General features: G+C 39.7%; 23 protein-coding genes. 6 read left to right on the forward strand and 17 right to left on the reverse strand.

Annotation, left to right across the window (positions count from 1 at the left end; all coding sequences use genetic code 11):
* Positions 1 to 176: 176 nt before the first annotated feature.
* From ACM0OP_RS02890 to ACM0OP_RS02960, 15 genes are all read right to left on the reverse strand, one after another.
* Positions 177 to 764 carry a Uma2 family endonuclease gene (locus ACM0OP_RS02890; protein WP_414526880.1) on the reverse strand — a complete coding sequence of 196 codons (588 nt, stop codon included), beginning with the start codon at positions 762 to 764 and terminating at the stop codon, positions 177 to 179.
* A 43-nt stretch (positions 765 to 807) separates the two neighbouring features.
* A complete protein-coding gene (locus tag ACM0OP_RS02895; RefSeq protein WP_414526969.1) occupies positions 808 to 1,929 on the reverse strand; it encodes a glycosyltransferase family 4 protein in 1,122 nt (373 codons plus the stop codon).
* Positions 1,930 to 1,948: 19 nt separating this feature from the next.
* Positions 1,949 to 2,923: a GDP-mannose 4,6-dehydratase gene (locus ACM0OP_RS02900; protein ID WP_414526881.1), complete on the reverse strand. Its 975-nt coding sequence runs from the start codon at positions 2,921 to 2,923 to the stop codon at positions 1,949 to 1,951.
* A 145-nt stretch (positions 2,924 to 3,068) separates the two neighbouring features.
* Entirely contained in the window at positions 3,069 to 3,956 is an 888-nt protein-coding gene (locus ACM0OP_RS02905) for a glycosyltransferase family 2 protein (RefSeq protein WP_414526882.1), read from the reverse strand.
* Positions 3,957 to 4,079: 123 nt separating this feature from the next.
* On the reverse strand, positions 4,080 to 5,057 hold the full coding sequence (locus ACM0OP_RS02910) for a glycosyltransferase family 2 protein (protein WP_414526883.1): 978 nt from the start codon (positions 5,055 to 5,057) through the stop codon (positions 4,080 to 4,082).
* A 34-nt stretch (positions 5,058 to 5,091) separates the two neighbouring features.
* A complete protein-coding gene (locus ACM0OP_RS02915; RefSeq protein ID WP_414526884.1) occupies positions 5,092 to 6,168 on the reverse strand; it encodes a glucose-1-phosphate thymidylyltransferase in 1,077 nt (358 codons plus the stop codon).
* Positions 6,165 to 7,058 (reverse strand): dTDP-4-dehydrorhamnose reductase, encoded by an 894-nt coding sequence (gene rfbD, locus ACM0OP_RS02920; protein ID WP_414526885.1) that lies wholly within the window; start codon positions 7,056 to 7,058, stop codon positions 6,165 to 6,167. Before rfbD ends, ACM0OP_RS02915 begins: the two co-directional genes overlap by 4 nt.
* Positions 7,051 to 7,596: a dTDP-4-dehydrorhamnose 3,5-epimerase gene (gene rfbC / locus ACM0OP_RS02925; protein ID WP_414526970.1), complete on the reverse strand. Its 546-nt coding sequence runs from the start codon at positions 7,594 to 7,596 to the stop codon at positions 7,051 to 7,053. Before rfbC ends, rfbD begins: the two co-directional genes overlap by 8 nt.
* 46 nt (positions 7,597 to 7,642) lie before the next feature.
* Positions 7,643 to 8,569: a glycosyltransferase family 2 protein gene (locus ACM0OP_RS02930; protein WP_414526886.1), complete on the reverse strand. Its 927-nt coding sequence runs from the start codon at positions 8,567 to 8,569 to the stop codon at positions 7,643 to 7,645.
* A gap of 25 nt (positions 8,570 to 8,594) precedes the next feature.
* Positions 8,595 to 9,269: a class I SAM-dependent methyltransferase gene (locus ACM0OP_RS02935; RefSeq protein WP_414526887.1), complete on the reverse strand. Its 675-nt coding sequence runs from the start codon at positions 9,267 to 9,269 to the stop codon at positions 8,595 to 8,597.
* A 15-nt stretch (positions 9,270 to 9,284) separates the two neighbouring features.
* Positions 9,285 to 10,364 (reverse strand): glycosyltransferase, encoded by a 1,080-nt coding sequence (locus ACM0OP_RS02940; protein WP_414526888.1) that lies wholly within the window; start codon positions 10,362 to 10,364, stop codon positions 9,285 to 9,287.
* Complete coding sequence (locus ACM0OP_RS02945; RefSeq protein WP_414526889.1) at positions 10,345 to 13,770, reverse strand: glycosyltransferase; 3,426 nt, start codon at positions 13,768 to 13,770, stop codon at positions 10,345 to 10,347. The genes ACM0OP_RS02940 and ACM0OP_RS02945 overlap by 20 nt, the downstream gene beginning before the upstream one ends.
* Positions 13,771 to 13,784: 14 nt before the next feature.
* Positions 13,785 to 15,134: an ABC transporter ATP-binding protein gene (locus ACM0OP_RS02950; RefSeq protein WP_414526890.1), complete on the reverse strand. Its 1,350-nt coding sequence runs from the start codon at positions 15,132 to 15,134 to the stop codon at positions 13,785 to 13,787.
* A 62-nt stretch (positions 15,135 to 15,196) separates the two neighbouring features.
* On the reverse strand, positions 15,197 to 16,042 hold the full coding sequence (locus ACM0OP_RS02955) for an ABC transporter permease (protein WP_414526891.1): 846 nt from the start codon (positions 16,040 to 16,042) through the stop codon (positions 15,197 to 15,199).
* Positions 16,043 to 16,296: 254 nt separating this feature from the next.
* Entirely contained in the window at positions 16,297 to 16,971 is a 675-nt protein-coding gene (locus tag ACM0OP_RS02960) for a Uma2 family endonuclease (RefSeq protein WP_414526892.1), read from the reverse strand.
* Between the two features lie 158 nt (positions 16,972 to 17,129).
* Here ACM0OP_RS02960 and petP point away from each other — a divergent pair, with 158 nt between their 5' ends.
* The 5 genes from petP (at position 17,130) to ACM0OP_RS02985 (ending at position 20,594) form a co-directional block, all read left to right on the forward strand.
* Positions 17,130 to 17,321: a cytochrome b6f subunit PetP gene (gene petP, locus ACM0OP_RS02965; protein WP_414526893.1), complete on the forward strand. Its 192-nt coding sequence runs from the start codon at positions 17,130 to 17,132 to the stop codon at positions 17,319 to 17,321.
* Between the two features lie 87 nt (positions 17,322 to 17,408).
* Positions 17,409 to 18,509, forward strand: a complete 1,101-nt coding sequence (locus ACM0OP_RS02970) for a Get3/ArsA fold putative tail anchor-mediating ATPase NosAFP (RefSeq protein WP_414526894.1) — start codon at positions 17,409 to 17,411, stop codon at positions 18,507 to 18,509.
* Positions 18,510 to 18,678: 169 nt separating this feature from the next.
* On the forward strand, positions 18,679 to 19,719 hold the full coding sequence (gene chlG / locus ACM0OP_RS02975; RefSeq protein ID WP_414526895.1) for a chlorophyll synthase ChlG: 1,041 nt from the start codon (positions 18,679 to 18,681) through the stop codon (positions 19,717 to 19,719).
* Between the two features lie 187 nt (positions 19,720 to 19,906).
* Entirely contained in the window at positions 19,907 to 20,194 is a 288-nt protein-coding gene (locus ACM0OP_RS02980) for a hypothetical protein (RefSeq protein ID WP_414526896.1), read from the forward strand.
* 37 nt (positions 20,195 to 20,231) lie between these two features.
* A complete protein-coding gene (locus tag ACM0OP_RS02985; protein ID WP_414526897.1) occupies positions 20,232 to 20,594 on the forward strand; it encodes a cupin domain-containing protein in 363 nt (120 codons plus the stop codon).
* 238 nt (positions 20,595 to 20,832) lie between these two features.
* Here the strand turns inward: ACM0OP_RS02985 and ACM0OP_RS02990 are convergent, their stop codons facing one another.
* Both ACM0OP_RS02990 and ACM0OP_RS02995 read right to left on the reverse strand, forming a co-directional pair.
* A complete protein-coding gene (locus ACM0OP_RS02990) occupies positions 20,833 to 21,639 on the reverse strand; it encodes an inositol monophosphatase family protein (RefSeq protein ID WP_414526898.1) in 807 nt (268 codons plus the stop codon).
* Positions 21,640 to 21,677: 38 nt separating this feature from the next.
* Positions 21,678 to 23,147 (reverse strand): BCD family MFS transporter, encoded by a 1,470-nt coding sequence (locus tag ACM0OP_RS02995; protein WP_414526899.1) that lies wholly within the window; start codon positions 23,145 to 23,147, stop codon positions 21,678 to 21,680.
* Positions 23,148 to 23,437: 290 nt separating this feature from the next.
* On the opposite strand from ACM0OP_RS02995, the gene ACM0OP_RS03000 reads away from it, so the two are divergent.
* Positions 23,438 to 24,388 carry an aldo/keto reductase gene (locus ACM0OP_RS03000; RefSeq protein ID WP_414526900.1) on the forward strand — a complete coding sequence of 317 codons (951 nt, stop codon included), beginning with the start codon at positions 23,438 to 23,440 and terminating at the stop codon, positions 24,386 to 24,388.
* The last annotated feature ends 50 nt before the right edge of the window (positions 24,389 to 24,438 follow it).

Genomic DNA, 24,438 nt, shown 5'->3' on the forward strand with positions numbered 1-24,438 from the left:
TATCACAAATAATCTCATCCGCGCAATCCTTTAATCAGCGTTCGTAATTCGTAATACGGATGAGACGGATTAAGGGATTTCACTGATTTTAGCCTCTTTTGCTATCACAAATAATCTCATCCGCGCAATCCTTTAATCAGCGTTCGTAATTCGTAATTATGAATTTTTAGACACATCTACTGTGGTTGATTTTCAAATTTTACTTTCTCGTAAATCTGGCGATGGGGAATTTGGCAATTTGCGGAAGCTAAGTTTAAAACTCCGTCTTGATTGTCAGATTCTCTTAACAGCCAGTTACCTTCTGGAGTTTTGCTAAAGTGTTCAATATGAATTTGATATTGGTCAATTAATATATATTCTTGAAATTGGGGAATAGAACGGTAATAAGTAAATTTATCGCCTCTATCTCTACTACTGGTAGACTTAGACAGTACCTCAAAGATAATGCTGGGATTTAGCACTGTATCTGTGCGTCCCTCTGGAAAGATTGCTGTATCTTTGATGATCAAAATATCGGGATATGTGTATTGTTGGTAATCAGGAATCCACAAACGTAAGTCACTGGTGTAAACGTGGTAATCTTGTTCTCTAAGAGCAAGGCTAAGAGCCACTACTAAATTTATAATGATTTGGTTATGATTAAGAGAGCCACCAGTCATTGGTATAATTTCCCCATTACGGTATTCGCTGCGGTACTCAGCAGTTTCTTCTTGTGCGAGGTATTCTTCTATAGAATATTGCCGGGGGGAAGTTTGCACAACCATAGGATTTTTTTCGGGTGGGAGCAAGATAAGTTTAGCCTAACATTTATAAATAGCGTGATAACACTTCCACAGTAGCTAGTGCGGTTTTTTCCCAACTGAATTGATTAGCTCTATTTATACTTTTTATGGAGAGGTGCGATCGCAATTCCCTATCTTCAGCTATCATCTCCATAGCTTGGGTAATTTCCGCTATGTTGTAGGGATTAATTAAAATCGCCGCATCACCGGCTACTTCTGGAAGAGAAGACAAGTTAGAAGTAATTACCGGAGTCCCACAAGCCATTGCTTCTAGCACCGGGAAACCGAAACCTTCCCACAGACTAGGAAAAACTAGTGCGATCGCACCATGAATAATATGAGGTAATTGATCATAAGATACATAATTGAGAAACCTTACCTGCTCAGTGATTCCCAACTCTGCAACCTGAGTTTGTAAAACTGGAGTATAACGCCCATCAACAGGCCCAGCTAACCATAATTCATATTTACCCCGATTTGGTAACGCCGCAAAAGCAGACATCAAGCGCTGTAAATTTTTATAGGGTTCATGTCTTCCCAAATACAGAAAATAACCCTCATCCTCTCGCCATTTTTCTGGACAAGGGCGAAAATGTTCACGATCATACCCCAGAAGAATAGGCGTAATTTTACTGGCGGGAATGTGATAAAAGTTAATAATATCATCTGCTGTAGATTGAGAATTGCAGATAATCTGTTGCGCCTGTTTTAATACTTGAGGAACATAGTTACGCCAGTATATTGTTAACGGCGATAAACCTTTAGGAAAGCGCAAAGGGATTAAATCGTGACACATCACCACAAAGCGAGAATCTGTATACAGTGGCGCTTCCGACAGTGGAGAAAATAACAACCGAGATTTCAGTTGTTTACAGATTTTTGGTAAATGAAATTGAGTCCAGAAAATTCGGCGCAAATGTCCTTTTATCCCATCAGCAGGCGTGAGATTATTGGGGATTCCATAGCAGTTAAAATCAGGAAAATTTTGTGCTGTTAATAAAGTAGGTTCCAGAGATTTTAAATAAGGAATAATGTTAATAGCATAATTACTAATTCCTGTTGGCTTGGCTAAAAGAATAGATAAATTAATAGTTAACGAATCAGAGCGAAAATTCTGATAATCTTCCTGGGAATTTGCTGTAACAATTCTGGACACAATACAACTTTTAACCTACTTCATGGCGCAAATTTTTCAGGTCATGCTCAACCATTAACTCCACCATTTGTGCAAAACTATATTCAGGTTGCCAACCTAACTCAGTTTTAATTTTATCCACAGAACCAACTAACTGCACTGCTTCATCAGGACGGTAAAAAGCAGGGTCTACTGAAACATAATCTTCCCAATTTAAACCCACCGAATTAAAAGCACATTCTACCAATTCTTTCACAGAATAAGTTGTACCACTAGCAATAATATAATCCTCCGGTTGTTCCTGCTGCAACATTAACCACATAGCATAAACAGCATCTTTGGCGTAGCACCAATCACGACGCGCATCTAAATTACCTAACTTTAATTCCTGCGCCAAACCCAGTTTAATTTGGGCTGCTGCGCGGGTAATTTTGCGAAAAACAAATTCTGTACCCCGTCGGGGTGATTCGTGGGTATAAGTAATCCCACAACAGGCGTAAAGGTCGTATTTTTGCCTATAGTTAACCGTCATCCAATGGGCGTAGGCTTTCGCCACACCATAGGGGTTGCGGGGACGAAAAGCAGTGCGTTCAGTTTGGGGTGACTCATCAGGTTGACCAAAAACTTCACTACTGGATGCTTGATAAAATCTTGCATCTGGCTTACAGCGACGAATTGATTCTAACAGACGGGAAACACCTAAAGCTGTGTATTCAGCAGTTAAAGATGGTTGAGTCCAGGATAGGGGGACGTAGCTTTGAGAAGCAAGGTTATAGATTTCATCCGGTTGTGAGTGGGTGATTACATCCATTAAGGAACATTGGTCTAGCAAATCACCTGATACAATTTGGACATGATTGGCAATATGGCTAATACGTTCTAAATTACTGGTGCTAGAACGGCGGACTAAGCCAAATACTTGATAACCTTTACTAACTAGAAGTTCAGCGAGGTAAGAGCCGTCTTGTCCGGTTAATCCGGTAATTAGAGCTTTTTTAGGAGTCATTTGCTATAAAATTAATTAATATTTGGACTCAATTCAGTTATGGTATCGATTCACGTCTGTACTCAAAAGCATCATATCAGCGATCGCCACATCAGTGCCTCTGATTAAATATTTTCATTCATCCTTCAGCATTCTGTGATCATAATTATTTACCTACCAACAAAAGCAGAATATCCAAAATATAAGACTTGCGCGTTTTAATATATTCAGATATAAACTTAAAAAACAGATAAACCTTCAAAATAGCACTTTCCCAAACTGGGCGATGTTTTTCATAATAGTACATTTGGCTGCGCCTGTATTCCAGAGCCATTGCATGGGGATTTTTTTTCATCGAATGTCCTCGAATATGAATTACCGATACCTCTGGAGTGTAGAGAATCTTATAACCTTGATTCTGCGACCTTTGACATAAGTCAGAATCTTCAAAATACATAAAAAACCTTTCATCAAAACCACATAAATCCTCAAATAGTTTAGCTCGGATAAACATAGAAGCTCCCACAACAATATCAACTTCTCTAATTAATTTATAGTCTTTTTCTAAACAACTGGCATTATATTTATTATTGGCAATATTATGTAACTTTTTAGATTTAAATTCTCCCTTTATCCCAATAGCAGATGAAATAGAAAGCTGAAAACTTTGGTCAGGAAATAATAATTTAGTCCCTATAATTCCCACATCTTGGCGTTTTTCCATTAACTCAATTAGATGAGGGAGAATATTTTCAGTAAGGATGATATCAGTGTTTAATAAAAATAAAAATTCACCTTGAGCAATTTTAGCACCAGCATTATTTCCGGCTCCAAAACCGCAATTTTTAGACATCCTAATTATTTTGATATCAGGAAAATTTTTACTCACAAAATCAACACTATTATCCTGAGAGTCATTATCAACCAAAATAATTTCACAGCTATCTTGAGGAAGAAATTTATTGAGAGAATTTAAGCAACTTGGTAAAACATCAGCACCATTATAGTTTACTAAAATAATTGATACTAAAATTAGATTTTTTGATGCTTCCATAGTATAGTAATCCGCTTTGATTTTTAAACTTACTTGCGTAGGTGGGGAGTAGGGAGTGGGAAACAGCTTTTTCAGTTGTAAGCGCAAAACGCAGGCTAAACCAACAGAAATCAAATAGGAATCCTATATTTGCAGTATTTTTTTTATATCGAAAATTATTTTTAATAAACCGACTCTCAAGGCTACACCTTCGGAGTTATAACCTATGGCTAAACTTTGATAAAAAAGTCTAAAAATATTGACCCCAAAATCAATCTTTTGATCATCAAAGGGGTTAGAGTAACTGGACTGATTTATTTCTGCATAAAACCGATTATAAAATGCTTGACTAAGGTCACGATGTACTACATAACCATTACCTGCTATTTGAAAATTTTTCCGGAATAAGTGCAATAGTTCCCGATGTAACTTACCTGAGTCTTGCACTACTCCCACATTATTAGCATTGTGGATTCTATAACGCACTAAAGGTTGATGGATATGGGCAATTTTACCCTGATGTGCTGCAACTAATGCTATCCACCAGTCATGATACCAGCCAATTTGACTTTGTGGCGGAAATGGTAATATTTGTGGGAGAAGTGAAGTGCAAAATAACAGAGAACATCCTGTGATTACATTTCGTAATAATAAGAATTGCGGAGATAATTTTTCTGGTTTACGTCCTTCAAATTCCCACGCTGAAGGATGAGTGGTCTTGTCGTGACTATCGATTAATTCTAAATCAGAATGGACTAAAACGGCTGATTCTAAACGGAGTTTCTCTAATAATACAGTGAGTTTATCAGAACGCCAAATATCATCTTGGTCAGCCAAAGCTATCGCAGTAATTGATTGATCTTCTACACAATATTGCAAGCCCCGTTCAAAGTTATAATAATGGTTGAGATTATCGCTATGAAAATGGCAAATAAAACGGGGGTCATAAGCAATCAGTTTTTTTATCCCCACTTGATATTTGGTCAGAGAACAATCATCAACAATGTGACATATCCAATTTTTGTAACTTTGGTTTTTAATTGAGTTGATTTGTTTCTCGAAATATTCTGGATTGGGATTATAGGTAGCTAAAACAATACCAATTTTTTCTACCGACTGCATTTTTTTAAGTCAGAAAGCATAAATTTATGAGAACTTATGTGAGTTCAATTTGACAATCATCACCAATCATAAACCGTAAGGCTTTAGGACGACGAGGCGCAACTGTTAATTGGGCGCGTTGTCCAATGACACTATCAATAATACGTTGATTAATACCGATAATTTTAGCACCTTCTAAAATTACACTGTGTTCTAAATCGGTATCAATAAGCTTGGTGTTATTAGCAATGCTACTATAGGGACCAATAAAGCAATTTTCTAAATAACAATTGTTACCAATCACTACTGGTCCACGAATTGTGCAGTTAATAATTTGAGAATTACTACCAATTTGAACTCGCCCAATAATCTGACTTTGGTTGTCAACTTCTCCACAATTGGATGCTGTTAAATAAGTGTCGAGAATTAAGCGGTTAGCTTCTAGCAAATCATCTTTTTTCCCAGTGTCTAACCACCAACCATCTAGTTTACAAGCTATTACTGTCTTTTGCTGGTCGATTAAACATTGAATTGCGTCGGTAATTTCTAGTTCACCTCTGTTTGAGGGTTGAATTAGTGCAATGGCATCATGGATAATAGGGGAGAAGAAATAAACCCCGACTAATGCTAAATTTGATGGGGGAACTTTGGGTTTTTCGATGAGTTCTAAAACTCGCCCTTTCTCGTCTACTTTCGCTACACCAAAAGCACTGGGGTTGACGACTTCTCGCAAGAGAATTAATGCTTCTGGCTGTTGTTGGATGAATTGTTGTAAAAAGTAACTTAAGTCTCCTTGTTGAATCAAGTTATCACCCAAGTACATGATAAAGGGTGAATCGCCTAAAAAGGGACGGGCGATCGCCACAGCATGAGCTAATCCGGCGGGTTTATCTTGTAAAATATAGGTGATATTCGCACCAAAAAGTTGCCCATCTCCGGTTTGATTTTTGACTTCCCCTCCCGTCTCCGGACTAATAATGATGCCAATATCTGTGATTCCCGCAGTTACCATTTCTTCAATGCCATACCATAAAATAGGTTTATTGGCAACGGGAACGAGTTGTTTTGCACCTGTATAAGTTAGCGGGCGTAAGCGTGTACCTTTACCACCAGAGAGAATCAATGCTTTCATAATGATGATGATTGAGAGTACCAGTCTTGGAGCATGAGTCTGAGTCTTTGTCGCCAATGGGGGGGATATGTTCCGAGAACTTGTGATATTTTGCCACAAGCGAGGACAGGATAAGCAGGACGACGGGCTAAGGTGGGATATTGGGCGGTAGTGATGGGGATAACTTGGGGAGGTGTGAGGGGAAAACCCAGTTGCTGGGCTTCTGTAAAAATGGCGACGGCGAAATCATACCAGCTAATCACGCCACTATTAGTATAGTGGTAAGTGCCAGTTATTTCTGGTGTTAATTGTGGTATTATTTGAGCGATCGCATCAGCAATATCTCGCGCCCAAGTCGGGCTACCAATTTGATCTGTAACTACACCAATTTCTGAACGTTCTTTACCTAATCTCAGCATGGTTTTGACAAAGTTACTTTTACCAAAACTGCCATAAACCCAAGCTGTCCGCAGAATAATATGATCGGGATGGATTTTTTTAATTGCTATTTCTCCCGCTAGTTTAGTTTTCCCGTAAACACTTAAAGGGTTGGTTTGATCTGTTTCTTGATATGGGCGACTTTGTTCACCATCAAATACATAATCAGTAGAAATGTGAATTAAGAAACAACCAATTTTTTGACTTTCTTCCGCCATAATTTGCGGTGCTGTAGCATTGATGGCGTGAGCTAATTCTGGTTCCGTTTCCGCTTTATCTACAGCAGTGTAAGCAGCAGCGTTAATGATTATTTTTGGTTGGATATCTCTGATAATTTGACGCAGGTTATCGGGTTGAGTCAAATCTATTTCAGCACGTGCTAGGGAAATAACCTTGTATTGAGGTGTAAGAATTTGTGCTAATTCCTGACCAACTTGACCGTTACTTCCTAATAGTAAAATGGGTTCATTCATATATTTCTGCGCTGCTCAATGCTTGCGCGTTGCTATCTTTATCTGATAGGATAGGCTGCTGTTTGATAGGCCAATTAATCCCTATATCTGGATCATTCCACATAATAGTGCGATCGCCTTGAGGATAATAATAATCTGTAGCCTTATATAGCACTTCCGCAGTTTCTGATAGTACCAGAAAACCGTGAGCAAAGCCCGGTGGTATCCACAGTTGACGTTTATTTTCGGCGCTGAGTTCATAACCTACCCATTTTCCGCAGGTGGGGGAACTTCTTCTAATATCTACCGCTACATCAAAAACTTTCCCAACCACAGCGCGGACTAATTTCCCTTGGGGTTGAATTATTTGATAGTGTAGTCCCCGGAGGACATTTTCCTGGGAAGCTGAGTGGTTATCTTGAACGAAATTCAGGCTAATACCTAATTTATCTGTAAACTTTTGTTCATTGTAGGATTCCAGGAAAAAACCGCGTGAATCGGCGAATACTTGCGGTTCGATGAGGTAAACCTCAGAAATTTCAGTTGGTATAACTTTCACAGGTATGAATGATAATGCTATTGGCAAGAATAATTTACCATAGATGTCACAACCAAATTTTACCCAGCTTACCTGTTAAACCGTGATAAGTGCCGAGTACACAAGCCCACAGCTTTAATTGTTGGTTGTCAAAATCATACAACATAATCCAAAACATATTACTCAGCATATACTTAATCCGCCTCATTATGCTGCTTATTTGATAGACACCTTGAGCATAACGAGTTTCTAAATAAGTATGATTACGACAGATATAGTAATGACGTAAAGCCGAATACTTTTGTAAAGAGCGTTTTTTGTGAAAGAATTTGATTTGCACAGGAGTGCCAAAGTTATGCTGCATAATAGCTGATATCACGATGAAGTTATGAAAACCTGCTTGCTTCAAGCGCAAACCATAATCAAGATCAATTCCATCAATGAATAAATCGGTGCGGGGAAGAGAAACAGTTTTTGCAGCAGATAGAACAATTAAAGAACCAGAAGTAATCGGTGCATCACATTCATAATATTTTTCCTGATTTTGCGGTTGACAAGGGGTAAAACAATCTCGATAAAATATGGCTCCGGGAACGGTTTGATGGCTTCTATAATCAATGGCCGTGGGTGCAATAATTCCAATAGAATCTTGAGATAATTTGATGCTTTCGTAACCAGATAACAGTTGAATTAAGCAATCCTTTTGTGGTATACTGTCTTGGTCAAAAGTCCATAGAAAATCATAGTCTTGCTCAATTGACCATGCGATCGCCCAACTTAAGCCTGCACCAATGCCGATATTTTCTGGATGAAACTTGATTTCAATATTATCTGCATTTACTAAACCTAATAAAGGCTCCTGACTAGAGTTATCTAATATCAGCAATTTCTCCACAGACACAGATTGAGACTGAATAGCATTAATACAATTCATAACTGCTTCCGAGTCTTCATAAGCAGTAATATAAGCAGCTATTTTATATTGAGATACCATTATTTTTTAGATAATTAAATCTCAATCACTTGGCGTACTTGGCGACTTGGCGGTTCGACAAATAATCAATAGCAGCTTCCAACTTAGCATCAGAAAAACTAGTATTTGTTTGTGATTCTATTAAATATCTAGGCGCAGAACGACTAATAGCAAAAGTTCTTTGAGGTTCGACTATTTCCCCTTGATAATTTTTTCTCACCTGAATATTCGCGCAAAACTCCTTAACAATCCCCTTATAATACTTGAGAGCAAAATCCAGACTAATTTGATTTTCGTAAAGCTCAACCAAAATTTTCGGCTCAACCACAAATGTAAACTCACTTAATAACCACGTAGAGTTTAAAATTTTCTGCCAAAAATCCACAAACCACACACAAATATGTAAATAATGATCTTCATTAAAAAATAACTTGTGATCGATAATAAATGCTGAATTTTCCCAAGCATAAGGAGTCCATAATTCTAACTTAGCGCCATCTACACAAACTCGACTAATTTCTGCAAATATTTTTGTGGGATCTTTCAGGTGTTCTAAACAGTGGGATGAGTAAACATAATCAACACTGTTATCAGCTAAGGGTAAAGTATCAGTTTCAAAATTCACCACATAATCAACACCAGGTTGAGGAAATATATCAATCCCAATTGTTCCTGGTTTTTTACAACCACCACAGCCCAAATCTAATTGTAAGTAACTCATGTTTATAATTCCTAATTAACTACGAGTGTGAATTGCTAAAATAGCATCTTGCCAATCTTGAGCGCAATGTTTTAATGTTCTGGTGGATAAGACGTATGCTTGAGCTTGTTTCGCTAATTTCTGTCGTAAGGTATGATCATTTAATAAAATTTCAAAGGCTTCTATCCAAGCGTGGGAGTGATTTTCTGCTAAATATCCAGTTTCCAAATGACGAACGGTATTTTGATATGGTGGAACATCACTGTAAATACCCGGTATTCCTAAAGCACTGTAATCGAGAAATTTAATATCAGACTTACAGCGTGTAAATAAATTGTCTTCTAAAGGTGCAATTGCTAAGTCCCATTTGATATTTTGACTCATCCAGCGCATAAAATCAGGATATTTATCATTTCCACCTACGTCTACCACTTTCACAGATAAGTTATGAAAAGCTTTTAATATAGATACGTCAGCAATACTACCAATTAATTGGAGTTCGATTTGACCTGAATATTTTCTTAAGGTGGTACGTAATGCTTGTAAAATCATCATCAAATCATCGTCATGGGAACGAGTTCCCATATAACCAATAACTGTTTTATGCTGATAATTTTGCTGTTCACTTTCCCCAGAAATGCTACTTTCTAAAAGCCGTTCATCTAAAGCATTGGGAACTACAAAAATGTTCGAGTTTAATATAGATAAACGTTGCTGTAAATAGTGGGTGGAAACGATAATACCGTCAGCTTCTCTGGCTAAATAACGGATTACCATGAGTTTTTCATCGGCTAGTTCATTTTGTGCTATGGCATGAAATTTTAAATCTAAGAGGTTATCATCAATAGAATAGATTAAGCAAGTACCGTTTCTGCGGACTTTTTCAACTAATTTTTCGGCTTGAGACAAGGTAATATTTGATTTCCAGGTGCGTTCCACAATAGTGACATCCGCAGCTTGAAATCTGGTTCCTTGACTAACTAAAAAAGTTTCTTGGTTCGTAGGGTGTGTTAGAGGTAGAAGTAACCTGATAAAGGAGGAACCGTGGGGGGATGTTGTATTGCTATGTTCGTAAAGAACATGAATGCTGATGTTTTTACAATTTACTTGAGTCATTACCTGGAAATAGGGAATTTAAAATATTGTATGCAGCTTTTTCGGGAAAGTATTGACAAATGTCATTAATTGCAGTTTGTTGTAGTTTTTGGCGGAGGTTTTGATCTAAAATTAAGCTGTTCAATTCGTTAAAACAGGCTTCTTGAGAGCTAGTATCTACGATTAAGCTATTTTTACCATGAATAGCGAAACTGGATGCACCTCCTGTTTTGGGGACTATAACTGCTGCGCCACAAGCCATTGCTTCCATTGCGGTTAAACCCATTGCTTGAAAGCTGGAAAAATCCACAAAGATGTCAATTTCATTCAGCAGAAATGCTAGTTGTGAACGGGTTAAAATTCCGGCGTTACACCAGGGAAAGTCTTGAGTTAGTTGCAGAAATTGTGGGTCGTTGGATTGACAGCCAAAGATAATTATTTCTATGTTGCTACCGTGAGTTAAAGAGATTTTTTGTAATACTTGCATTGTTAACTCTGCGGCGCGACGGGGGCTGTCTGGGCGAATCATTGCGCTGATTCTTAAAGGTCTTTGGGGCCAATTGACATCACGGCGTTTTTGGGGTCGATATAGGTCTATGTTGACACTGGGTCCGACTATTTCACAATCAGTATTTAGTTGATTTTGAACTAGGTTACGGTTCCATTCTGTTTTGCTAAATTTAACTAAGTCTGGATATTTGGTGTAGGATTTCCAAGCTATTTGATATTCTGGTGATGTTTGGGCAAAGAAGTAGGGTTCAAAGTCTTGTACATAGTATCCTCTGACGGGAGTTTTGCCGTTTTGATTGAATATTTCTAGCCAGTAAACTGATTTATATAAGGTGGCAATTACGGCATCATATTCAGGTAATAGGTGGGATATTTCGTATTCGTTATCTACATAAATAATGGGAATTGTGTTTTCGGGATAGCCGTTTTCAAAACTGGGGCGATGATGAGTAAAGTTGATGATTCTCACATCTATGCCCATTTTTTGCATGGCTGCGGCTTCTTGAAAGACGACGTTTCCACCACCACCAGGTTGCATGATGGGTAAGATGATTAAAAGACGTTTTCCTTCCCAGCGCGCTTTACCATCGGTGAGCAATTTTTGGCGGGATAGCATAACTCGACTACGCGATCGCATCCCTGCAATTACTCTGTCATTTTGACAAAGATTCACACCGTCGCTGACGATTTGCTGTCCATGTTTGCTAATTAAGGCTTTGTCAGCGCGATCGCACAGTTGTTTTCGTTTTTCGTGGGAATAACTGCGGGATTGACTGTGGTATATATATGTATCGTCGGCGATCGCTAATTGCAATCCTGCTTTTTGCGCTCTTAAACAATAGTCGTTTTCTTCACCATACCCTGCGCCAAAGGTGTCTTCGTCAAAGTAACCTATACTGGCGATGGTTTGCCGTTTAATAGCCAGACAAAACCCGTTTAAGAAGGATATACGGGGATATAACCGCCAGGAGTAATCAGCCACTAGCTTACCCATATAGCTGACAGTCATCCCTGAGGGTAATTTATTTTCCGCCCAGTCGCCGTTCTCCGTAATTTCTGGGATAGATTGCCAAGATGCAGTATTAGAAAGTGGTCCGACAATGCCAATTTTAGGGTCAGATTCCCCACAAGCAACAATTCTATCTAACCAATTGGGTGTAACGATGGTATCGCTATTTAATAAGATGGCATAATCACCTTTAGACTTTTGCAAACCTTGATTAGCGGCGAAAGTGTAACCTTTAGCTGTTTCGTTTCTGATTAAGGTAACATTTTGACTATGGGCAAAGTCTGCCAAATATTGAGTCGTTTCCTCTTGGCTACCATCATTGACAATAATAATTGTATAAGGCATTGAGGAGTAACGCACAACGGATTCCAGACATTTTTTGACATCTTCTAGAGCGTTGTGGACGCAAATAATTACATCTACATTTAGAGAATGTTTTGTAAGTGGTGCGGGAGGTAATATTTGCTCTATTTGCAGAGAAAATGATGCTGTTTGTTTGTTGCTAGAAACAGAATTTGTGGTATAATTAGCAGTTGATTTTGGTTGAGATACAGAAGATTTAAAAGCTGTTTCTTTGAATTTAAACCACAATTTTCGCAGCTTCCAAAACTTGCTAGTTTCCATCGCTGCAATGATGGTTTTACAGTATTCTAATTCCCTCTGAATCTCTTGTAGTTGGGATTGCGATCGCTCTGATTCGGTTTCAGTTTGTCTGATTTGAAATTGGGATTTTTCTAACTGTTTCTGGGTGTGCTTCAGTTGAGCTTGGAGGCGTTCCAGTTCTCTATGACTATGTTCACTTTGAGATTGCGATCGCGCAAATTGTGCCTGAGTATGTTGTAATTGAGATTGCGATCGCGCAAATTTTACCTCTAGTTCTTGCAATTGGAATTGAGATTTTTCTAATTCCCCCTGAGTATGTCGCAGTTGAGATTGGGATTGTTCTAGTTCCCCCTGAGTATGTCGCAGTTGAGATTGAGATTTTTCTAGTTCCGACTGAGTTGATTGTAATTGTAACTGAGATTCTGCAACTTCCCTTTCTACCTTTTGTAGTTGAGATTGGGATGTTTCTAGCTCTCCCTGAGTTGATTGTAATTGCAACTGAGATTCTGCAACTTGCCTTTCTGCCTTTTGTAGTTGAGATTCCGTCAAATCCCTTTCTACTAATAATTTTTGATATCTACTGTTGAGTAAACTATCTTTACCTTCTGGAGATAGAGGAAATGCTCTAATGATAAATTGTAGAGTATCAACATCTTTATCTTCCTGGAGATAGCGAATAACTTCTGAGCTAAAGTTACTTTCATCAAGTTTAGGGATTAAATCAGACTCAGAAAAAACCGCTAATTTAGTTCTGTCTATTTCATCAATAAAATATCCCGTATTATGAAATAATTCTTGAGATGTTTCACGGGTAAAGAATCTTAAATGGGTATCATCTAATATCCCTAAATTCGTATATTTAAAGTTACCATTAAGTAATGCTAAACGAATAGCTCCATGAGCAATATTAGGAATAGAAGCAACTATACAACCATATTCTTTTAAAATACCTTTGGTTTCTTCTAAAACTTTCCAGGGGTTACGCAGATGTTCTAACACATCTCCAAATATCACCACATCAAACTTTTCCCTGGGTAATATTTTAGTCAAAGAGACAAAATCCAAATCTGCTACTATGACTTTTTCACAGTATTTTTCAGCTACTTTAGCTGCATCTGGATTGATTTCAATTCCTGTAACAACACAATCTCTTTTTTGCAGCAAATGTGCTAATAAACCTGTTGCACAACCAAAGTCTGCAACTTGCTTTCCTTTTCCAATCAACTGCAACATTTTTTTGAGACTGCTATTGTCATCAAGAGCCTCTTCTGTCAGTTCTTCCGGCGATGGATAATCTTTATTCATAATTTTTAGATAACTTACTGTGCTATGGCAATTGTTGAAACTATCTCTCTTGCAAATTCCACAACCATTGGCTGATCGATTAAAGCATGAATCCGTTTTCCCGTATCTGGAGGTAAAACTTGAAAAACCATTGCATTATCAATCCAATCAAAAGTTAGGGCTTCATAGTTTTCTGCACCCGCAACTGTAATACTATAAGAACTGGCTCTTAAAGGTACTTTGAATTTAAATCTAATTTCTAGTTTTTCTTCAGTTTCTAAATTCTCAATTAGAATATTTTCTTCTAAAGTATTACTGCCAATTAATTCATTCCCATTTTTATCACAAATGAAAAACCCAACGATACAACTTTTGAGAGGAACATAAGCTTTCAGTTGGACAATTAAACTCACTTCTTCATTAAATCCCAAGACCGGACTTTCCCCAGCATCTTCTCCTAAATGGTTCAATAACTTAACTTTTTCAATCCGCGCTTTACCACTTCCTCGGCGTTGAAGTTTTCCCGAAGATTCCTTAACTGATAGAATATCAACATCTACTGATTCTGATGATTGATTGTTGACAGCGTTAATTTCCTCTATTGGCTGTATTAGTTGAGATTCTAGCTCTGTCTGGTTTAAACTCAATTCTAAATCAGTTACCAGTTTTAAATATTCAATGATCACAGTATTAGGCAAACCGGAAGTGCGTATTGCGCCATCGTGAATCATGACTGCGGAATTACACAAATTTTTAATAGCTCCGGAATCGTGAGAAACAAATAAAGTTGTCACCCCAGAATCCATTAAATCTCGCATCCGCCGCATACATCGATGTTGAAATACAACATCACCAACAGCTAATGCTTCATCAACTATTAAAATTTCGGGATTGACGTTAACCGCTACAGCAAAGGCTAAACGGACAAACATCCCGCTTGAGTATGTTTTTACAGGTTGATCAATAAAGTCGCCTATATCTGCAAATCCGGCTATATCATCAAATTTGTGTTCAATTTCTTTTTGTGTTAACCCCAATAAACGCCCATTAAAAAATACATTTTGTCGTCCTGTAAATTCTGGGTTAAAACCACTTCCCAGTTCTAACAAAGCAGACACACGCCCTTTAACGTGTACTTCACCGGTGGTTGCTGTCAAAGTTCCGGCGATAATTTGTAATAGGGTACTTTTACCGGAACCATTGCGGCCGATAAATCCGACTGTTTCTCCTTTAGGAATGTCTAAATTAATATCTCTCAACGCCCAAAATTCGTCAGAACTACTTTTACCCGGTAATAAAATTTCTTTCAATCTATCTACGGGATGAGAATAGCGCTGAAAACATTTGGAGACATTTTTGAGAGAAACTGCAATTTCTTCTCCCATGTTGTGAATATCACTCCTTAAATTTTTCAAATAATCAGGAAAATGAAACTTTTATCACATATTTACAGGACATCTGCGAAAGCTGGACGCAAGCGTTTATAAACTGCAAACCCAAAACAAAATATGATCAATGATATGCCCGTAGCTACGCCCCATTCTCCCCAGTGTTGCACCTCCCCAACTAAAATTAAATCACGATATACTTCGGCGATCGCCGTCAACGGATTTAACCAAAATACCCAATTACGCCACTCTTCGGGAATTGAGGAAGCCGGATAAATAATTGGTGTTAAATACATCCAAATATTTAAAGCTACTCCCAGCGTTTGGGGAATATCCCGCAAAAAAACTGTTAATCCCGCAGCCAAATAACCCAAACCTGCCGTTAACAATAACTGGGTTAACCAAACCAAGGGTAACAGCGCCAAGGTAGTATGTAAAGTCTGAGTATTTACTGCCACAAATACAATCAGCAATATCAAGCCAAAGGCACTTTCAATGAATGTTGATAAAATAGATACTAAGGGTAATAAACCCAGGGGAAATACTACCTTTTTAACTAAGTTTGGCTGTGCTACCACTGAACCAGCAGATTGCATTAGTCCCCCAGAAAAAGCAATCCAGGGCAGCAAACCGGCAAATAACCACAAACCAAAGGTAAAATTACTTTCTGGCAAAGTGCTGATAGTTAACTTGACTCTCAGTACAATGGAAAATACATAAGTGTAAATTAGTAGTTGGGAAAGCTGATTTACCAAAGGCCATAAATTGCCCAGAATTGAACCCTTATACTTTCCTTCTAAATCTCGGCGTACTAGTGTTCTCAGTAAATCGAATTTAGCCCACAATTGCTGATTTATTGGCAGTATAGTCCTCAGCTTGCCTGCCTTACTGACAGCGCGCCGCATAATTCGTACCAATTCTCGTTTCCTCGCTCACGACTCACACTTAAGTATCATCAATGAAGCCAACTGTTTTGAGGAAATTATCTTCAATGGTTGTTAGTATAAATAATACCTATAACTGAAGATTATTATTCCCAATTATCTGTTTGGTTTCAGAATGAATCAACTATACACAAATATATGATTAATTTAAAACTAACGGACAAAAAACAGACAAAAAAATGATTTTGCCTCTAAATTTAGAGGCAATTTTTGGCTTAAGTTAAACTGTCAGGATCAACACCTAAAGCACGTAAACGTTCTGCCAGTCGTTCTGCCCGTTGTCGCTCCTGTTCTGCCCGTTGTCGTTCTTGTTCGGCTAATTCTGCCAGTTCTGTGGGTATGAGTAATTTAGCCCCTGTATCTAAGCGATAAAATCGTAAAAGTTCCCCTTCAACTTCTACCCGCAAGCCTAAAGGTTGAGACAATCCATCGGTAATTGGTTGGTAAATTTCATCCTGCAAACGATAACCCTGTAATTTGGAGTTAATCCATTCTCCTTTGGGGTCAAATAACCAGTATTCTAAAACACCTAGTTGTTCATACAAGAGTTTTTTTTGCTCTTGATCTTGCTTTTGAGTACCTTTACTGGTCATCTCAAATACCACTTGTGGTACTTGACCTTCTTCCCAAACTTTATAGTTGTCTCTACCTCCAGGCGGTACATCAAAAATTACCATGACATCCGGTGCAACTCTTAATTTGGGAAAACCTTGAGCATAATAAAGAAATTGATTTGCTAATACCGTGGCTTGTCTCCCTGTAAGGTACTGTTTCAGGACTTCTAAGGTGGTTAAAAGGGCATAGAGATGTATATAAGTTTCCGCCACAGGTTCTCCATCAGCACTAGGATAGTCAATGTTTGTAGCTGCTAAATTGATTGTGGTAGTCATAGATGTTACCTAATCAGTTAAAGTATCTGGGTTAACTCCTAGAGTACGCAAAGGTTCCACAAATTTTTGCCTTTGTTCGCTATTATCCCCGAAATGTATCACCGAAGGGACACTGATTCGGCTAAACTGAGACTTGGTTTATTGCATTGTGACTAGGCATGGAAATCGGACAAAAGGTTAAAGTTTTGCGTCTGCGCGATCGCGTATCTGCTTCTATTGCGAAAAAACTCGGACAAATAGGCATTATCCAAGGCTACAAAGTTACCGATGGTCGGGGAATTGGTGTAGTGGTACTGTTTGACGACAATTCTTCCACTTGGTTTTTTGAAGATGAAATCAAACTTGTGTAGTAGATAAAACTCCAAGCGGAAGCTAAGAGTATTTGCCTAGTGCTAAGTTGGAGTTGAACAAATTGGCGGGAAAAAGAGAATCAACTAATGTCCCTGATATTGACATTTTTGGGCAAAGGCGGTGTAGAGCGGACTAAAATTGCGATCGCCGCCGCCAAGTTATTGGCAAGCCAAGGCAAGCGTGTACTTCTAGCAGGGTTAGCAGAACCAGTTTTACCCATTTTACTGGATCAAACCCTAACTCCTGACCCCCAGGAAATTGCCCCGAATTTACAGGTTGTGCAGTTTCAATCGTCTGTCTTGCTAGAACGCAGCTGGGAAGAAGTGAAAAAACTGGAGGCGCAATATCTCCGCACGCCCATCTTCAAAGATGTTTATGGTCAAGAACTGGTAGTATTACCGGGGATGGACAGCGCCCTGGCCTTGAATGCTATCCGCGAATATGATGCCAGTGGCAAATATGACGCGATTATCTACGACGGCACAGGTGATTCCTTAACCCTACGACTGTTAGGGATGCCAGAATCTCTCAGTTGGTATGTCCGGCGATTTCAGCAATTATTTGTCAACTCTGATTTAGGCAAAACTATTGCGGAATCGCCCTTAATTCAGCCGCTCATTAGCAGCTTTTTTAATGTCAACTGGACAGCAGATAATTTTGCTCTCCCCACCAACCAAGTGAATGGTTTTTTAGATAAGGGAAAAGCCGCCCTTGCTGATCCCAATCGTGTTGCAGCCTTCTTGGTGAGTACACCAGACCCCCTACAAGTAGCAAGTTCTCGTTATTTGTGGGGTAGCGCTCAACAAATCGGTTTAACTGTTGGTGGTGTAATTCTGGTATCACCTGAGCCACAAGTCAACCTCTCGGAAGAATTTACACCTCTGCCTGTGAGCGTTGTTCCCGATGTACCCACAGGGGAATGGCAACCTGTGATCGATGCTCTACCCAACTTTGTAGAACAAGCACTACAGGCTCCCAGACCCATTGAAATTGACACTCACAATCGTCAAGTCCGCTTATTCTTGCCAGGATTTGATAAAAAGCAAGTCAAACTTACCCAATATGGTCCAGAGGTGACAATAGAAGCCGGAGACCAACGGCGGAATCTCTTCCTACCCCCAGCACTAACTGGTAGACAGGTGACAGGAGCCAAATTTCAGAATAATTATTTGATAATTTCTTTTTAAGTCCTGGGTATTGGGGATTGGGGACTGGGGACTGGGGATTGGGGACTTGGTATCAGGTATTGGGTATTGGATATCGTAACAATGTTTTCCCACATCTCCCACACTTCCCACACTCCCCACACTCCCCACACCTCCCACTCCCGACTCCCTACTCCTTACTCATAGTGTTATGTCAGAATCAACCCCGATTAACCCTAATTCTCAGCCAACTGAGGCTATGGATTCAGTGAAACCCAACGAGGAAATTACAGCAGTTAGCGATCGCAGCGCCAAGACTCGCCAGTTACTAGGGATGAAAGGCGCAGCACCAGGGGAAAAATCTATCTGGAAAATTCGTTTGCAACTGATGAAACCCATCACCTGGATTCCCCTGATTTGGGGCGTAGTCTGTGGTGCGGCTTCTTCGGGTAATTACACCTGGACACTGGAAAATGTCTTGATGTCAGCAGCTTGTATGTTGCTTTCGGGGCCTTTACTTGCAGGTTATACCCAAACTTTAAATGAATACTATGACCGGGAAATTGACGCGGTAAATGAACCCTATCGCCCCATTCCTTCTGGTGCGATTCCTTTACCCCAAGTGATTACACAAATTTGGGTATTGTTAATTTCGGGAAATGCTCTGGCTTTTGCGCTAGATGTTTGGGCTGGTAATGAATATCCCACCATCACCACTATTGCTATTTTGGGTTCCTTTATTGCCTACATTTATTCTGCGCCACCATTAAAGCTGAAACAAAATGGTTGGTTAGGCGGTTATGCCCTTGGCGCTAGCTATATGGCTTTTCCTTGGTGTACTGGTCATGCGTTGTTTGGCGAACTGAACTGGAAAATTGTGGTGATTACTGTGGTTTACAGTTTGGCTGGTTTGGGTATCGCCATTGTGAATGATTTTAAGAGTGTGGAGGGCGATCGCCAGTTCGGGTTAAAATCATTTCCTGTGATGTTTGGTGTCACCAAGGCAGCTTGGCTCTGCGCCATCATGATTGATGTCTTTCAAGCCCTAATTGCAGTCTATCTGATCACTATTCACGAAAACCTTTATGCAGCAATTTTGCTACTGTTAATTATCCCCCAAATCACCTTTCAGGATATGTATTTCCTCCGTGATCCCCTGAAAAATGATGTAAAATATCAAGCCAGCGCTCAACCGTTCCTAGTTTTAGGAATGCTTGTAGCTGGTATCGCCCTCGGTCATGCGGGGATTTAATTGGGGACTGGGGATTGGGGATTAGGGATTGGGTATTAGGTATTGGAAAGTAACAATCTTTCCCCCCACACCTCCCACACCTCCCACACCTCCCACACCTCAAATTTGTACCTCTGTAGTCGGAAGTAAGGAATCAGGAGTTAGGAGTTAATATACTTCTAACTCTCAATTTTTATCAGGACTTACCATGTTAGATTTGATAAATTTTGTTCTTCAGGGGATTCAACCATTATTAATCCCTATTTGCTTTATCACTGCTTGGACTGTAATAATTCTCTTGGCTTGGAGTCTTTGGGTAGCGGCTAAAGATGGTGTCACTACAGCCAAACAAATGCATCAAATCCCTTGTGCTAACTGCCAATTTTTTACTAACAATTACCGTTTAAAATGTACTGTACACCCATCCACTGCTAGTACAGAAGAGGCTATTGATTGTTCTGACTATCAACCAAAGACCAATCCTATGCTCTACTAGAATAGGGAGTATAAAATTTTAAATCACAAATAGATTGATGCTAGTTCAAAAGCTTAACGACTGTCCAGAATTTATGGCTGGAGATAATACTATTCTGCGGGAATTGCTACATCCGGATAAGCAAGCTCTGGAATTACGCTATAGTTTGGCTCACGCCACTTTACCAGTGGGGAAAACATCTCAACCCCATTCCCTGACTACTTCAGAAGTTTATTATATTCTCAGTGGCCAGGGAGAAATGCATATTGATGGTGAAACGCGAATAGTTGAACCCGGAGATGCGGTGTATATTCCCCCCAATGCGCGCCAATTTATTCGTAACTCTGGGGTTGAACCATTGATATTTATTTGTATGGTTGATCCTGCATGGCGCAAAGAAGATGAAACGGTTTTTGATTAATTCTTCCTTGAATGCCAATATCTGCAATAAATAACGTAGGGACAATTATGTCCCTACAACAGTTCGGGAATGCTTTTTATTGCAAGCAATGAAATATATAGCACTACGCATACACATGAGGAGATAAACTGATCATAAAAGTTAGACACCGAAAGGCTTTTACCCCACTCCCCACTCCCTACTCCCTACTCCCCAGCTATAAAATACATTTTGATTCAGTGAAAAAACTGATTTCTACTTAAATTTTTAAGTTTTTCAGAAATGGGGTAAATACTGGCACTATTTCCGGACGACTGACAGCTAAAGTGGGGAAAGAGCGATCGCTATAATCTTCACCTGATAACAAGGGAAATGGCTGATCTTTGAGAGATTTCCAATTACCACCGGCAGCCTGCACAATTACCCAAGCCCCGGCTATATCCCAAATCTTGGGTGTGGCTTCAATTCCACCTAATGTTGCCCCACTTGCCACTGTGAGAAAATTATAACTAGCGACACCCAGCATCCGCATTTTGCAGGGAAACCCTGTTTGAATCACAGAAGTGCTACGGGAACAGAAGTTAAAGAAGTGATTGTTACTGGGAGCATCACTACTGGTATGGATGGGGTGATGGTTGAGAAAAGCCCCTGAAGGTGTTGTTAATCCAGATGAACCAGCCCAGAAACCGTGAAAAACTTGCCCTAATGGTGGAACATTAACGTAGCCAAAAATCGGTGTACCTTTATACAGTAATCCCAGGGAAATTGACCAAATGGGCAGACCCCTTGTAAAGTTGGTAGTGCCATCTAAAGGGTCGATAACCCAGCACCACTCTGTACCTGGAAACACCTTGTTATTTTCTTCGCTTAAAATGCCATGATCGGGGAAATGAGAGGCGATCACATCACAAATTTCTTGATCTGCCCATTTATCCGCTTGGGTGACTAAACTACCGTCAGCTTTTTGAGAAGCCTGCACTTTGCCAAAATCTTGCATCAACTGCTTTCCCACTCTGGTAGTGGTAGTTTCAGCAAAGTCGAGAATTGTTGTCCAAAAATCATTCATGATTTAATTCTCGCCCAAAAGCGTTCTTGAGCCAAGATTTAGTCTAAATCATTTTCCAAAATAGATGCGATCGCTTGTTTAGCATTGCTTTGAAATTCCCTGACATTGACTCGACTCAGGAACCACACAGCCAGCAGCATTCCCAAGGCTTGGATAGCAAAAACTAAACTATAGGCCATAACTGTTTGTGAGAAAATCCCTTTCCCCAAATCCAACACAGCACCGCCACTCACAGTAGCCACACCCCGCGAAATTGCCTGTGCTAAACCCCATGCGCCGATAAAAGTCCCCGCCGTTTCGGCTGCGGTTAAATCTAACATTAAGCTAATCGCCCCGGTTGTAGTCACACCAGATGTCAGACCATAACAAAATAATGCCCCCCGCAGCAGTTCTTTATCGGCAGTAAAACCGGATAAAATCACCAATACAAAGGAAAATGCTACCAAAAAACAGCCCAATTTCGCAGTTCTTTGTTTACCTATCCGTGGCACAACTAAAAATCCTGTACCACCTAGACCAATCAGTGTCCCTACACCCGAATAAGCATTGAGTCTCGTGGTTTCTGCCACAGACATTCCAAAAACTTCACCACCATAAGGTTCAATCACCGGTTCTTGCATAAACAAACTGATGGTGAGAACTAACAAAAAGCTAAAAAATAAACCCGTTTGGCGACTAGCAGTCAGTACCTTCAAAGCAGTTTGCAGAGTAATTTTATCTTCCCGTTCTACCGCAGTGGAGCGCAAGGTATAACGAGAATATTTTTTTTCCACCTTGTATGTAGATAATAGACATAACCCAAAAACCACGGCGGGGAGAATTAAAAATAGGCGATTAATAGAGTTTTGCAGTGCTGCTAACTGTTCCGGTTGACTGTAAAGAGATGTGAGTGTAGTTTCTAAAACATCTGAGTCCGGGGTTGGTGCTGGTAATAATACAGAGCTAATAATTGCACCCATAACAATCCCCACAATTAGCATTGACCAGACAACACCAACTAATTGAGAGCGATTCTCTTCATCAGAAACATCTACTAACAAAGCCGCAAAGGGAGTAGAACTAGAACTTAACGCCAATCCATAGAAGGCAAAAATTCCTGCTAGCAAAGCCACCCAACCATAAGTTTGCAATGTCCAACCCTGAGCATAAAAACTAGCTCCTAATTGCCACGTTGCTTGTACTGCTAAAAAGGATGTAGTCACAAATACAGCCGCACCCACGCAAACGTAACCAGTGCGATGATGTCCCAAAAATGGTTTCGCATCAGACATTTGACCAAACCACAGTCTGGCTGGTGCAACCAATTGGTGCATGGCTATAGTTCCGGCTACCACAGTGGCTGGAAGTGCTAATTCCTTAATCATAATTCGATTCAGCACACCCAGAGTCAGCAGTGACATGATGCCTAATCCCATCTGAAATAAGCCTAACCGAAACATGGTTAGTACATTAACTTTGGGTATCCCCTGGGAGTTGGTTGGAGAATCAAATACTTCACCGTTTGCCATAGCTATTTTTGAATATGGGATTAATTTTCCTATTAACTCACGATAAACCCAACTCCCAGAAATTGAGGGAGTTCTCCAGATAAAATAAATTTTTCATTCACCAAGCCCCGTTGGGGCGGAGTGTAGGGTCTCTGACAGGTGTAGACAAACCAACAAAGAAGGGGGTTACACCCTAACCCCTACCCCCAACACCCTATTATTGACACTGTTTATTGCCTGATTTTGGTCGATTTTATTCCTAGCGTTAAACTATAAAAGTAAAGAAATGTAAAGAAAATCAATATAGTCACATGAAAAATATCACATTAGGACAACATGGCCCCAGTGTTACACCCCTGTGCATTGGTACTTGGGCTTGGGGTGATAAACTTTTTTGGAATTATGGAAATGGCTATGGTGTAGAAGAGGTAGAAGCCGCTTTTACAGCAGCATTAGAGGCGGGTGTGACTTTCTTTGATACTGCGGAAGTTTATGGCTTGGGACTGTCGGAAAAATTATTAGGGCAATTCATCCAAAAAGCCCCACAATCTGTGCAAATTGCCACGAAGTTCGGTCCTTTACCTTGGCGCTTTACAGGTCAATCGGTATCTGATGCTTTAACGGAAAGTCTCAAACGTTTACAGCTAGAGCGAATTGAACTGTATCAAGTCCATTGGCCCTTTGCTTTCTTTTTAAGTCAAGAAACTTTGATGAATACCCTAGCCGATGAAGTGAAGCGGGGTAGAATTGCCGCAGTAGGGGTAAGTAATTATTCAGCAACACAAATGCGGGAAGCGCATCAAATATTAGGGGTGAAAGGAATACCTTTGGCGGTGAACCAAGTCCGTTACTCTTTATTAACCCGTCAAATTGAAAGTAATGGAATTTTAGCCACAGCCCGTGAATTGGGTGTGACTATTTTGGCCTATAGTCCCTTAGCACAAGGACTGCTTACAGGTAAATACACACCTGAGCGCGTTGCAACTCCCAGTGGTGCGAGGAAGGTTGATCCCCGATTTAGTAAAGAAGGGTTGCAAAAAATTGCTCCAGTAATTTCTTTACTTAACAGTCTGGGAGAAAAGTACGATCGCACTCCTGCTCAAGTAGCCCTGAATTGGTTAATTGCTCAAGGAAATGTGATTCCTATTGCTGGGGTCAAAACTCCTGAACAGGTAAAACAAAATGCAGGTGCTTTGGGCTGGAAATTAAACACTGAGGAAATAGGGCAACTAGAAAAAGTTACTCGTCTTTGGCTGAGTTAACAGCTATTAGTCATGAGTCTTTAGTCGCTATATATCACTAATGACTGATG

The organism is Nodularia chucula CCY0103, from assembly GCF_963923915.1.
Classification (GTDB): domain Bacteria; phylum Cyanobacteriota; class Cyanobacteriia; order Cyanobacteriales; family Nostocaceae; genus Nodularia; species Nodularia chucula.

What these genes read in the sequence shown, in the direction of transcription:
- ACM0OP_RS02945 (WP_414526889.1), bottom strand. Translation starts at nt 13,770, where the DNA reads ATGAATAAAGATTATCCATCGCCGGAAGAACTGACAGAAGAGGCTCTT.
- ACM0OP_RS02995 (WP_414526899.1), bottom strand. Translation starts at nt 23,147, where the DNA reads ATGGCAAACGGTGAAGTATTTGATTCTCCAACCAACTCCCAGGGGATA.
- ACM0OP_RS02990 (WP_414526898.1), bottom strand. Translation starts at nt 21,639, where the DNA reads ATGAATGATTTTTGGACAACAATTCTCGACTTTGCTGAAACTACCACT.
- ACM0OP_RS02960 (WP_414526892.1), bottom strand. Translation starts at nt 16,971, where the DNA reads ATGACTACCACAATCAATTTAGCAGCTACAAACATTGACTATCCTAGT.
- ACM0OP_RS02980 (WP_414526896.1), top strand. Translation starts at nt 19,907, where the DNA reads ATGTTAGATTTGATAAATTTTGTTCTTCAGGGGATTCAACCATTATTA.
- ACM0OP_RS02930 (WP_414526886.1), bottom strand. Translation starts at nt 8,569, where the DNA reads ATGGTATCTCAATATAAAATAGCTGCTTATATTACTGCTTATGAAGAC.
- petP (WP_414526893.1), top strand. Translation starts at nt 17,130, where the DNA reads ATGGAAATCGGACAAAAGGTTAAAGTTTTGCGTCTGCGCGATCGCGTA.
- ACM0OP_RS03000 (WP_414526900.1), top strand. Translation starts at nt 23,438, where the DNA reads ATGAAAAATATCACATTAGGACAACATGGCCCCAGTGTTACACCCCTG.
- ACM0OP_RS02940 (WP_414526888.1), bottom strand. Translation starts at nt 10,364, where the DNA reads ATGACTCAAGTAAATTGTAAAAACATCAGCATTCATGTTCTTTACGAA.
- ACM0OP_RS02950 (WP_414526890.1), bottom strand. Translation starts at nt 15,134, where the DNA reads ATGGGAGAAGAAATTGCAGTTTCTCTCAAAAATGTCTCCAAATGTTTT.
- ACM0OP_RS02910 (WP_414526883.1), bottom strand. Translation starts at nt 5,057, where the DNA reads ATGCAGTCGGTAGAAAAAATTGGTATTGTTTTAGCTACCTATAATCCC.
- ACM0OP_RS02890 (WP_414526880.1), bottom strand. Translation starts at nt 764, where the DNA reads ATGGTTGTGCAAACTTCCCCCCGGCAATATTCTATAGAAGAATACCTC.
- ACM0OP_RS02900 (WP_414526881.1), bottom strand. Translation starts at nt 2,923, where the DNA reads ATGACTCCTAAAAAAGCTCTAATTACCGGATTAACCGGACAAGACGGC.
- ACM0OP_RS02955 (WP_414526891.1), bottom strand. Translation starts at nt 16,042, where the DNA reads ATGCGGCGCGCTGTCAGTAAGGCAGGCAAGCTGAGGACTATACTGCCA.
- ACM0OP_RS02915 (WP_414526884.1), bottom strand. Translation starts at nt 6,168, where the DNA reads ATGAAAGCATTGATTCTCTCTGGTGGTAAAGGTACACGCTTACGCCCG.
- ACM0OP_RS02935 (WP_414526887.1), bottom strand. Translation starts at nt 9,269, where the DNA reads ATGAGTTACTTACAATTAGATTTGGGCTGTGGTGGTTGTAAAAAACCA.
- rfbD (WP_414526885.1), bottom strand. Translation starts at nt 7,058, where the DNA reads ATGAATGAACCCATTTTACTATTAGGAAGTAACGGTCAAGTTGGTCAG.
- ACM0OP_RS02970 (WP_414526894.1), top strand. Translation starts at nt 17,409, where the DNA reads ATGTCCCTGATATTGACATTTTTGGGCAAAGGCGGTGTAGAGCGGACT.
- ACM0OP_RS02985 (WP_414526897.1), top strand. Translation starts at nt 20,232, where the DNA reads ATGCTAGTTCAAAAGCTTAACGACTGTCCAGAATTTATGGCTGGAGAT.
- ACM0OP_RS02905 (WP_414526882.1), bottom strand. Translation starts at nt 3,956, where the DNA reads ATGGAAGCATCAAAAAATCTAATTTTAGTATCAATTATTTTAGTAAAC.
- chlG (WP_414526895.1), top strand. Translation starts at nt 18,679, where the DNA reads ATGTCAGAATCAACCCCGATTAACCCTAATTCTCAGCCAACTGAGGCT.